This is a genomic window from Desulfocastanea catecholica, from assembly GCF_054657295.1.
Genome location: NZ_BAAHYZ010000055.1, coordinates 1 through 10,527, shown reverse-complemented (window position 1 = coordinate 10,527; position 10,527 = coordinate 1). Strand labels below are relative to the sequence as shown.

General features: G+C 47.9%; 9 protein-coding genes and 1 pseudogene. 5 read left to right on the top strand and 5 right to left on the bottom strand.

The genetic code is table 11. From position 1 onward, the window contains the following. Window positions 1-216: 216 nt before the first annotated feature. The 4 genes from ACYQ8U_RS22120 to ACYQ8U_RS22105 all read left to right on the top strand — a co-directional run bounded on the left by ACYQ8U_RS22120 (window position 217) and on the right by ACYQ8U_RS22105 (window position 4,198). Window positions 217-1,641 (top strand): OprO/OprP family phosphate-selective porin, encoded by a 1,425-nt coding sequence (locus tag ACYQ8U_RS22120; protein ID WP_459947735.1) that lies wholly within the window; start codon window positions 217-219, stop codon window positions 1,639-1,641. Between the two features lie 241 nt (window positions 1,642-1,882). Next, window positions 1,883-2,710 carry an ABC transporter substrate-binding protein gene (locus tag ACYQ8U_RS22115; RefSeq protein WP_459947734.1) on the top strand — a complete coding sequence of 276 codons (828 nt, stop codon included), beginning with the start codon at window positions 1,883-1,885 and terminating at the stop codon, window positions 2,708-2,710. Between the two features lie 148 nt (window positions 2,711-2,858). Then, entirely contained in the window at window positions 2,859-3,545 is a 687-nt protein-coding gene (locus tag ACYQ8U_RS22110) for an ABC transporter permease (protein WP_459947733.1), read from the top strand. Between the two features lie 2 nt (window positions 3,546-3,547). Next, window positions 3,548-4,198, top strand: coding sequence for an ATP-binding cassette domain-containing protein (locus tag ACYQ8U_RS22105; RefSeq protein ID WP_459947732.1), 651 nt, complete (start codon window positions 3,548-3,550; stop codon window positions 4,196-4,198). 303 nt (window positions 4,199-4,501) lie between these two features. Here ACYQ8U_RS22105 and ACYQ8U_RS22100 read toward each other — a convergent pair whose 3' ends face one another. The 5 genes from ACYQ8U_RS22100 to ACYQ8U_RS22080 all read right to left on the bottom strand — a co-directional run bounded on the left by ACYQ8U_RS22100 (window position 4,502) and on the right by ACYQ8U_RS22080 (window position 10,102). Further along, entirely contained in the window at window positions 4,502-4,966 is a 465-nt protein-coding gene (locus ACYQ8U_RS22100; RefSeq protein WP_459947731.1) for an HIT family protein, read from the bottom strand. Between the two features lie 111 nt (window positions 4,967-5,077). Then, window positions 5,078-5,845: a hypothetical protein gene (locus ACYQ8U_RS22095; protein WP_459947730.1), complete on the bottom strand. Its 768-nt coding sequence runs from the start codon at window positions 5,843-5,845 to the stop codon at window positions 5,078-5,080. A gap of 356 nt (window positions 5,846-6,201) precedes the next feature. Further along, a complete protein-coding gene (locus ACYQ8U_RS22090) occupies window positions 6,202-6,450 on the bottom strand; it encodes a DDE-type integrase/transposase/recombinase (RefSeq protein WP_459947737.1) in 249 nt (82 codons plus the stop codon). A gap of 346 nt (window positions 6,451-6,796) precedes the next feature. Then, window positions 6,797-9,493, bottom strand: a complete 2,697-nt coding sequence (gene fdhF, locus ACYQ8U_RS22085) for a formate dehydrogenase subunit alpha (RefSeq protein ID WP_459947736.1) — start codon at window positions 9,491-9,493, stop codon at window positions 6,797-6,799. A gap of 231 nt (window positions 9,494-9,724) precedes the next feature. Beyond that, entirely contained in the window at window positions 9,725-10,102 is a 378-nt protein-coding gene (locus tag ACYQ8U_RS22080) for a winged helix-turn-helix domain-containing protein (RefSeq protein WP_459947729.1), read from the bottom strand. A gap of 176 nt (window positions 10,103-10,278) precedes the next feature. Here ACYQ8U_RS22080 and ACYQ8U_RS22075 point away from each other — a divergent pair. Beyond that, window positions 10,279-10,527 (top strand): annotated as a pseudogene (locus ACYQ8U_RS22075) (hypothetical protein); the annotation flags it as partial.

Here is a 10,527-nt window from a genome sequence, read left to right as displayed (position 1 = left end):
TGAGCATTGATGAAGGATGAAAGGAATATTGCGCATAGCTTGATTATGCCCACCGTTATCAGGGAATATTTAAAATTGTGAAACGGTCAAAGTGTAGACCAGAGTTGGATCAACAACAGTGTTCATGTTTTTTGCGGAAAAGAGTGAGCGATGGACCTGTGTCTGTCAATAATCAAGATTAACCGAATTGAGAGTATACCGCCCGGGGAGAAAGAGATGAAAAAACGTATGATCGCAGGATTAGCAACCTCTGGAGCAGCAATGGTATTCAGCTTTATCTCTCTAGTCAATACACCAACAGCTGTCCAGGCAGAGGAGATGAGTGCAGCAGAGGAGATGCTGGAAATACTGCGAAAAATGGATGCTGTGGACCAGGACAAATACCAAGAGTTGAAAGCCAAAATCGCTGCGGAGAAGGAGCAGGAGGCGAAGCTGGCCAAGGCCATTGAAAAATCTGCCGACTCCGTCAATGTCACCTGGAAGAATGGTCCCCGTTTCGCCACCGAGGACGGTAATTTCCAATTCGGTTTCTCCGGCCGCATCCATGAACAGGTTGGATATATCAGCAATAACGACGGAATCGAGGATGCCTTTGATACCGACGACTTTTTTCGTTCATCTATCCGCAGGGCACGACTCGGGGTGAATGGCAAGGTCTACGACCGATTTGGGTTCAAGGCGGAATATGATTTTGCCGGGGGGGATGTTGATTTTGCCGATGTCTACCTCGAAGCCTACAAGGTTCCTTTCGCCGGAAAGATTACTGTTGGACATTTCAAGGAGCCGCTGTCAGTTGATGAAATGACCAGCACCAACAACAACTGGTTCATTGAACGCTCCCAGGCTAACGAGGCATTCTATCAGGGGCGAGACAGCGGTATCAAAATTCAGAACCTGGCACTGGACAAACAACTCGGTTATGCCCTGGCCCTCATGACGGACGTAGACGATGCAGGTAATGGGCCCTTCGACAACGGCAACAGCCGACTGGTGGGCCGGATCTGGGGGCTGCCATTTGCAAATGAGGAGGTGGGTGATCTGCATCTTGGACTTTCCTACCGGCACCTCGAACTCAGCCATAACACGGATTCTCCCGACACTCAGCGATACCGCTCACGCCCGGAAACGCAGGTGACCAATGTGCGCTATGTGGATACGGAGAGCTTCTCCGCAGACTCTACCGACCTTGTCGTTGCTGAACTCGCCTGGGCGAAAGATCGATGGAACGCTGTAGCCGAATATTTCCTGCAGAACGTCAATCTCGATGAGGGTAACGACCCGACTTTCTGGGGAGCCTACGGCCTGGTCAGTTATTTCCTGACTGACGATAAGAGGGCCTACAATGTAAGCAGCGGTGGCTTTAGTAGTGTACGGCCCAAGAATCCTTTTACGCTGGAAAGCGACGGTACAGGCGCCTGGGAAATCGCAGCAAGATATTCTTACCTGGATCTGGAGGACAAAGATTTTGACGGCGGCAAACAGGGCATCCTCTCCGTAGGCCTGAATTGGTATCCGGTAGATATGTTCAGGTTCATGCTGGACTATAGCTATGTCAGTGTTGATGACCGAACCGTAAATGGAATAGACCTTGATAGTGAGACCGCTCATATCATTCAATCCCGTTTCCAAGTTGCATTTTAGGTCTGTAAACAGACGCAACCGAAAGATCGATGGGACAATCCGATATGCACCGGGGGCCTCTATATTGTTTGCCGCTCGAGAAGGTGGCAAATTCCACCGCCGGGCCAATATGCCACAATAATCTGAAGGAGATATATTTGTCAGTCTGCTGAGATCAGAGGTGCTTTAGGTGATCTGTGGGTAATGCAGTATCGGAAAATGCGTAATTGGTTTTTAAATTTATTCAAAAGGAGGCACAACCATGAAATCATTTAAGCGCATTCTCTCCACTGGTTTGGTTCTGTTGCTGGTTATGAGTGGTCAGGCCATGGCAGAGGAGCGGCTGAAGCTCTCCACTACCACCTCAACGGAGGCCTCGGGCTTGCTGGCCTACCTGCTTCCCGCCTTTGAGAAGCAGAACAACGTGAGAGTCGATGTCATCCCCGTAGGAACCGGCAAAGCCATCGAGTTGGCTAAGGCCGGCGATGTGGACGTTACATTGGTGCATGCCCGCAGCAAGGAGGACGAGTTCGTTGAATCAGGCTACGGCATTAATCGCCGAGATGTCATGTACAATGACTTTATCATCCTGGGTCCCCCTAATGACCCGGCTGGAGTCAAAGCGGTCAAGACGGTTACTGAGGCCATGAAGAAAATTGCCGAATCCAGGTCGACTTTCTTCAGCCGCGGCGACGATTCCGGCACCCATACTAAAGAAAAAGCACTTTGGGAAAAAGCCGGTATCCAGCCGAAAGGTGACTGGTACATAGAAGCTGGACGCGGCATGGGTGAAGTCATCGTGATGGCTACGGAAAAGTTAGGATACACCTTGGCTGACCGCGGCATCTATATTGCTTTTGAGGGAAAAACCGATCTGCAGATTGTTCAGGAAGGAGACGAGGTCTTGTTTAATCCGTACGGCGTGATTGCCGTCAACCCTAAAAAGTATTCCCATGTCAACTACAACAAGGCCATGGATTTCATCACCTTTCTGACTTCTTTCGAAGGTCAGAAAATGATCAGCGACTACAAAATGAAAAACAAGCAGCTTTTCTTTACCTATGAAGAATGGCCAATACCTTGCAAGTGATAAACATGTCCAAAAAAGCTTCTGCTTTTCTTACCCTGCCTGGGCATCTTGATCTGAAATTTTAATAAGGTATACAACTGACGGACAACCAATTGGAATCTTAATTTTTGCTGCCGACGGCCAGTCGGTCGGCCAAGGAGTTTTTTCATTGGACTTTCTCCTTGAATCCTTGCTCAAGGCAATCGAGCAGATCATCGCCCTTAACCCAGATGTCTACAAGGCCGCCTGGAGCTCTGTCTACACCTCATTCACGGCCATCGTGATCGCCTCCCTTATCGGAATTCCGGCAGGAATGGTCATCGGAATTTGCAGATTTCCCGGTCGGCGAGGAACCGTTGTTGCGCTCAATACCTTGATGGCCCTGCCGACGGTCGTCGTTGGCCTGGTTGTCTTCGGCTTTTTGAGCCGACGTGGCCCTCTCGGCGTCCTAGGACTGTTGTTCACCCCCTATGCGATGATCATCGGCCAGACGATCTTGGCGGTACCCATCGTGGCGCATTATACTCTTTCCGCCCTGAGTTCCGCCGACGATCGTATCATGCCAACGACCTTAACTCTAGGCGCCAGCCGTTTCCAGGGGTCCATGCTGCTACTCCAGGAAATCCGCTTCGGCGCCATGGCGGCCGTTATCGCCGGCTTCGGCCGGATCATCGCCGAAGTTGGTATAGCTTTAATGCTGGGAGGAAACATCCGCGGCTATACGCGCACTATGACCACTGCCATAGCGCTGGAAACCGCCAAGGGAGAATTCGCTTTCGGCTTGGCCCTGGGGATCATTCTGCTAAGTATCGCCCTTCTTGTAAATGTGTTACTTAACTGGCTTCAGCAGAGGTAAAGATGGAACCGATCTATTCACTGCGGAATGTGCAGAAGATCTACAACGGCCAGGTGGTTCTGGATATCGAAAAGCTCGACCTTCAGCACCAAAAAATCTATTCCCTGGTCGGACCAAACGGCTGCGGCAAAAGCACCCTGCTGCAGATTCTCGCCCTGCTCATCAAGCCGACTGCCGGCGAGGTCGCTCTCGACGGTGAGCGTATTGAGTGGAAAAATCGTGATCTGCGGCGTTTTCGACAAAACGTTACCTTAGTGCACCAGGCACCGTACCTTTTTCACCGAACGGTCAAATACAACCTTACCTACGGACTGAAGATCCGTGGCATCCACGGCGAAGAGCAGCACCGGCGCGTCCATGACGCCCTCAACCTGATCGGTCTGTCCGGCTTCGGCCGGCGCGATGCCTGGGAACTCTCCGGCGGTGAGCAGCAGCGGGTTGCAATCGCCCGGGCTCTGGTGCTCAAGCCAAAGGTGCTGCTGCTCGACGAGCCGACTTCAAATATGGACGAAAAAAGCATCAAGGCCTTTGACGACCTCATCCTCACCCTGAAGGTGAAGGACGTCACCATCATCCAGGCCACCCACATGCCCGACCAGCCTGAACGCCTCGGCAGCGAGATTATCGCCATGGAAAATGGACGCTTGGTCTGAGCATTTTCCTACCTTTGTATTCCTATGTGGATACCGGGAACTTCTCCACCGACTCTACCGATCTTTTCGTTGCTGAACTCGCCTAGGCGAAAGATCGGTGGAAGGCCGTAGCCGAATGCTTCCTCCAAGATTTTCAATCTCTATGAGGGTGACGACCTGACTTTCTAGCAGTCTACGGCTTGGTCAGTTATTTCCCGACCGACGATAAATGGGCCTAAAATGTGAGCAGCGGTGACTTCTGTTTTTTGTATTTATCGGTAAAACTGGAAGAAAAACAAACAGTGAAGAAAAGGCTCAACATAATTATTCCCTAGCACGAAAACCCCTTCTACTGGGATTCTCTACATAAGTTGGGCATACATGCCTGTGAAAATGCTCATATTTCTTTCCTGAAAGTTCTCCCTCATTAAAACCAGTATTAAAACCTACATGAACTGCATTAGGATATCTGGTATAAAAATCTATTGACTCGCGACATCTCTCAATTAATTTCTTATCATTAGGATCTGCATTCTTAATAAAAAACTCATATATTGGAACCAAATTCAATTTTGACAACATACTTGGGACATCATAAGTCATTTTGGTAAGCAAACCTAACTCTTCTAGAGTAAATTCTAACTCTGTAACAATATGCTTCTTAGGAATAATCAAAAAATCGCCAGGTCTTTGTGGACATTCATCAAGAGCCACATAGAAATCCTTATATTGCAAAATTACATCAGGAGTATTCGCCACAAGCAAATCACAAAACTTACAACATTTCATAAATAAAATACTTAATGAATAGTTACAAAAAAATTTAGATTAATAATGTAAACGAGGACAACCAGGATGTAAATTTCCAAGTATTAATATTTCAGCATTTTTGGTTTATGACTATGAGACACCCGGAAGAAGCCGGTGTGAATTTTGGGTTGATCGCAGAATCGGAATAGAATTGTAAAATCTTGCTGGATTACCACGATGACTTATTACCTCACGCTTTAAAAAACTGCTGCAATAATTTTGATCTTTTAACAACTCACCAATATGCATACCTATCTGATGAAATTTTTTTCTATTATATCTACACAGATTCGCTTCAACAAATTCTTTCTCTTCTGGAATCACTCCACTGAGTGGATAATTTGGATCCATCATTTGACCTTGCATGATAAATGTCATCGTTTGTGAAATCTTTTGCATCCTTAAATCTATAGATGAAAGGTATGATTCTGACAGCGTATCTGCCCCCTTCAACATATCATACAAATCTGATATCAAAGGACCTTTAACATGTACAAGATGAGTATTATCACGAAGCCATTCTCCTACATTTGTTCCTGAAGGAGCATAATCTGTAAATTGTTCTGTCATCCTTTCATGCCTCTTGACTCTAACTGGCTCCCAGGTACCATCGATGTGAACTTCAGTATGTCTTGGATTTACTATTAAATCAGCAGAATCACGAATCTGTCCAGAGTCAGCATAATTACCAGCACAGAGCAAAGCAAGTTCCATTACTCTTGACATAGAAAGCCAATAAATTTCGACAGACCCATCAAGTTCTCCAGATGATTCCAGTTGCTCCATCTGATTAACTAGAAATTCCTCTGTTAAATAATGGTCAAAGACTTGTGCATGTGGAACTCTAGTTAAATACATTATATTTTTTCAGTCATAGTCTTAAGTACTGCCTTCGTTGAATAGATTAATACTGCCAACCCATTTCAATTATGCCCCGGTTCTGTTCTAAAGAACGGGACCACTTCTATATTCGCCTTCTGTTGTTCAAACCTCTTATAAGCAGAAAAGTTGTCAACGAGACTAAGATCATCACAGCAGTTTGCCCGAGGGAGATTAATTTTTTTATCAATGAGACATTTAACAGAATATTCTTTTGTAACAACGACTTTCGTAATTCTAACCTATACAGACTTTCCGTAACAGAGAGTTACGATGATGAACAATTCACAGTATAAATAAATGACTCTAGGCAGATGCGAATACAAGAAAAATATTCAATTTCTTGGCTTAGTTAATAAATGTTGATAAAATGGGATGAATTTATAGGTGTTCTTCTTTATACATGAGAGTGAATTTAGTAACTCATTATGATAATTAAGCAATCTTGCTTTGAGCAGGAATCGTTTGGCGGCCAGCTTGTCTCGGTTCGTGTTCAGCAGGAAGTCAATGGCCTTGCGTTCTTTGTCAACGGCTCGATACAAATAGTGCCATTTACCTTTGACCTTGATGTAGGTCTCATCCATTCGCCAGCTGGTGCCAACAACTTTCTTCCTTTTCCCGAACTCAACTTCGAGGATCGGAGTATATTTGACAACCCATCGTTGAACCGTAGCGTGATCGAGCTCAACGCCTCTTTCTTCCATGAGTTCTTCGATATCACGCTAGCTCAGGCTGTACCGCAGATACCAGAAAACCGCTTGAAGGAAGATGCACTTCAGAAAATGCCCACCGTGAAACCTTTCCTTACCTGCCATTGGCTCTTGCTCCACGGAAAATGAAAATATCATAGCAGAAGCCGGCAAAGCAGCCAATGGCAGAGTCAAGTTTGCGACAGACCCCTTTTTTTAAATCAGTCTGTTTCTTAAGATATCAGGTTGCGACTGTTTCTGCTTCCTCAACCCGGTCAATGCGCACCGCACAGGATTTGTATTCCGGTGTTCCCGAAATCGGATCTCGATACTCTGAAGTCAGAACATTGGTCAGGGCGTCCTGATGGTGAAAAGTCATAAAAACATTGCCCTGCTGTGAGCGGTTTGTGACCTTGGCCCGAACCTTCACCGCACCTCTTCGAGATGATACCGTCACCCAGTTCCTGTCTTGTATACCAAGCGCTACGGCATCCTCGGGGCTTATCTCCACCCGCTCAGCCGGGACTATCTGGGCAATACCATGGGACCTCCTGGTCATCGATCCGTTGTTATAATGCTCACGGATTCGACCGGTAATTAACACCAACGGAAATTGCTCACTTGCCACTTCACCTGAGCCCTGATGATCTAAAGGCATAAAGGCGGCAAGTCCATTCGCCCTCGCGAAAAGATCTGTATAGAGGGTGGTTGTCCCGGGATGATCTTTGGTCGGGCAGGGCCATTGAATGCTTCTCTCTTCAAGCCGGTCATAGCTGATTCCACCGTAAATCGGTACAAGCGAGGCGATCTCGTCCATAATTGCCGCAGGATTGACATAGGACATTGGATAGCCCATCAGGGTCGAGAGCTTGCAGAGAACCTCCCATTCGGCCAGGCCGGCAATGGGCGGGACCGCTTTTCGCACCCGCTGAATCCGTCTTTCGCCGTTGGTGAAGGTGCCGTCTTTCTCGGCAAAACTTGCCCCCGGCAAAATGACATCAGCAAAACGGGTCGTCTCGGTATGAAAGAGGTCCTGAACCACTAAAAAATCAACCGATTCAAGGGCTTTACGCACATGGCTCAGATCCGGATCGGTCTGAGCCGGATCTTCGCCAAGGATGAAAATACCTTTGAATTTTCCCCGCACGCATTCATCGAGCATCTCAACCGATTTCAGTCCCGGTTCCTTTTTAATCTTTCTGCCCCAGGCTTTTTCAAACTTATCACGAACCTTCTCATCGGTTACCGACTGGTATCCCGGCAGGGTGGCAGGTAAAGGACCAAGATCGGAGGCACCCTGGACGTTGTTTTGTCCCCTGAGGGCCATAATACCTGTGGATGGACGACCAATCTGGCCGCAGACCAGGGCCAGATTGGCAATGGCCATGGCGTTTTCCGTGCCGGTCCGATGCTCAGTGACCCCCAAGCCATAGACGATCATCGCCTTATCGGCGTGAGAATAGGTTCGCGCGGCCTCGATGATTTTTTCCCGCGCTACTCCGGTCAGTTTTTCGACCCGGTCAAGGTCATATTCGGCAACTTTTGCTTTAAGCTCATCGAAATCCTCTGTTCTCTTGGCGATGAACTTTTTATTTTCCCAGCCATTTTCAATAATAACGTTGATCAGACCGTTTAACAGGGCGATATTACTGCCCGGTTTTAAATTCATCCAGACATCTGCTCTCTCCGCCATCCAGGTCTTCCGCGGATCGCTGACGATCAGCTTGGCCCCGTTGCTTATTGCCTCTTTCAGATAAAGCGAGACGATGGGGTGGGCCTCCGTCGGATTGGAGCCAAACAAAAACAGGACATCCATTCCCGGCATCTGGGCGAGAGAATTGGTTGCAGCACCTGCGCCAAGGCTTGTGGCCAGACCGGCCACGGTAGGAGCGTGTCAGACTCGAGCGCAGTTATCGACATTGTTCGAGCCGACCGCGGTCCTCACCCATTTGGCCAGGAGGTAATTTTCCTCATTGGTACATCTCGACGATGAAAAACCGCCGACCGTATCCGCGCCGTATTCCTTGATTATTTGGTTAAATTTTCCAGCAACCAGCGCAAGGGCCTCATCCCAGGATGCCTCCCGATAGCCGTCACCTTCCTTGATCAGTGGGGTTGTAATCCGGTCCTTATGATGAATGAAATCGTAGCCGTACCGCCCTTTAATACAGAGATTGCCCTTATTGACCGGAGCATCGAAGTCGGACTCGACACCGATCACTTTGTCACCCCGGACTTTGAGGAAAAAGTTGCAGCCGGTGCCACAATATGAGCAAGTGGTCTTGACCTTGGTAACTTCCGAGAACCGGCCCAGGCCCCTGCTCTTTCGATCCGTCAAGGCACCGGTGGGACAGGCGGAGACACACTGGCCGCAGAATTCACAGTTTTGCAGGCTCCGGGGCCTGGAAAAAGCGGTATCGGGGATGGCGTTGAAACCGCGCCCGGTCATATCGATGGTCCCGGCCATCACCACTTCATTGCAGATTCGAGTGCAGCGGCCGCAGACAATACATTTGTTTGCTTCGAAGGTGATAAAGGGATTATCTTCCCGGATGGGCAGTGCCCACTGTTCCCCGGAAAATCGCTTCATATCGGCATTGTATTGATAAGCCATTTCCTGGAGAGTGCAATTGCCCGCCGCCTCACAACACATGCAGTCATTGGGATGGTTGGACAAGAGCAGTTCAATGATCGTCTTACGCAATCGGGTAAGACGCGGACTCTCGGTGGTGACCTGCATGCCGCCTGCTGCCGGGGTGGTGCAGGAAGTTAGAGGTTTGGGGGCACCTGTTACCTCGACCAGGCAGAGACGGCAGCCGCCATATGGTTTCAGTCGTGCATCATGACACATGGTCGGAATGGGAATGCCCTGGTCCTGACAGACTTCAAGGACGGTCTTTCCCGGAACAAAATCGACCTCAGTGCCATTGATCGTCATCGTCAAAATCTGCTTCATGAGAGTGATCTCCAGATTATAGTGAAGGTAGTTGAGCACAAATCGCCGAAATCAGCGTTGTCACTTTATCATACAAACTCGTTATTCAATGAAATATCGTTGGGGAATATACCAAGAGAAAAACAAATATGCAATTAATGCATATTTGTTTTTTGTGAAGACATAAATAGTTACGCATGTAGAGCATAAATCTTTTGCTCTACACGGTACAACCTATTGACCTGAACGCTCGTTTCTAAAAAAAAGCTCCTTGAATCGTTTATTGGCAAAGATTTCTATCTCTTGCTGCAATTGCCGATATTTTTTTATCAACTCACCTGCTTTTGGAGTAAGAACCGTGCCGCCTGTGTCCCCGCCTCCCTTTTGCGCCACAACAAGTTCATCGGCAATGTTTTCACGGAGGATTTTGACATGGGTCCAGGCTTTTTTGTAGTTCATGCCCATTTTTTCCGCCGCCTTGGCAATGGACCCTTCCTGTTCGATAAGCTCCAGAATCTCGGTTTTCCCTTTGCCGAAAAGGAGCTCCTGTCGGTCATTTTCGATCCAGGTCTTGGTTCTTACATGGAGGCTGCCGGCTATTTTTTGATCCATTGAAATTGATCCATTGGGAAGTGAAAGTGCGGTTTGGCGACGGTTTTTCTTAGCATACCGAAAGAGATCGATTGTTTCAAGCCGCTTCACGTCAGGATGGCATCCCGATTTCAAATTTTTACGTCGCCATCTTACTATGATTTGAAATATATTCTCCTTCTCCATAGAGAAATTCAATGGCAGGTAAAGAAAAGTTTCACGGCGGGCATTTTCACGTAAAAACTAAAAAAGGAAGACCCTACCTCTACGTCCGGGAGATTGCCAGGGTCGATGGCAAGCCCAAGGTCATCTCCCAGATCTACATCGGCTCGCCCGAAAAGGTAGCCGGTTTGCTTAGCGGCAAAGAGGCGGATGTGATCAGTTTGAAGGTCGAAGAATTCGGCTCTCTCTGGCTGGCGCACCAGATCGACCGGGATATTGATCTC

Excerpts from the sequence above, each read along its gene's own strand:
- ACYQ8U_RS22120 (WP_459947735.1), top strand. The coding sequence starts at position 217 with ATGAAAAAACGTATGATCGCAGGATTAGCAACCTCTGGAGCAGCAATG.
- ACYQ8U_RS22115 (WP_459947734.1), top strand. The coding sequence starts at position 1,883 with ATGAAATCATTTAAGCGCATTCTCTCCACTGGTTTGGTTCTGTTGCTG.
- ACYQ8U_RS22105 (WP_459947732.1), top strand. The coding sequence starts at position 3,548 with ATGGAACCGATCTATTCACTGCGGAATGTGCAGAAGATCTACAACGGC.
- ACYQ8U_RS22100 (WP_459947731.1), bottom strand. The coding sequence starts at position 4,966 with ATGAAATGTTGTAAGTTTTGTGATTTGCTTGTGGCGAATACTCCTGAT.
- ACYQ8U_RS22095 (WP_459947730.1), bottom strand. The coding sequence starts at position 5,845 with ATGTATTTAACTAGAGTTCCACATGCACAAGTCTTTGACCATTATTTA.
- ACYQ8U_RS22090 (WP_459947737.1), bottom strand. The coding sequence starts at position 6,450 with ATGGATGAGACCTACATCAAGGTCAAAGGTAAATGGCACTATTTGTAT.
- ACYQ8U_RS22080 (WP_459947729.1), bottom strand. The coding sequence starts at position 10,102 with ATGGATCAAAAAATAGCCGGCAGCCTCCATGTAAGAACCAAGACCTGG.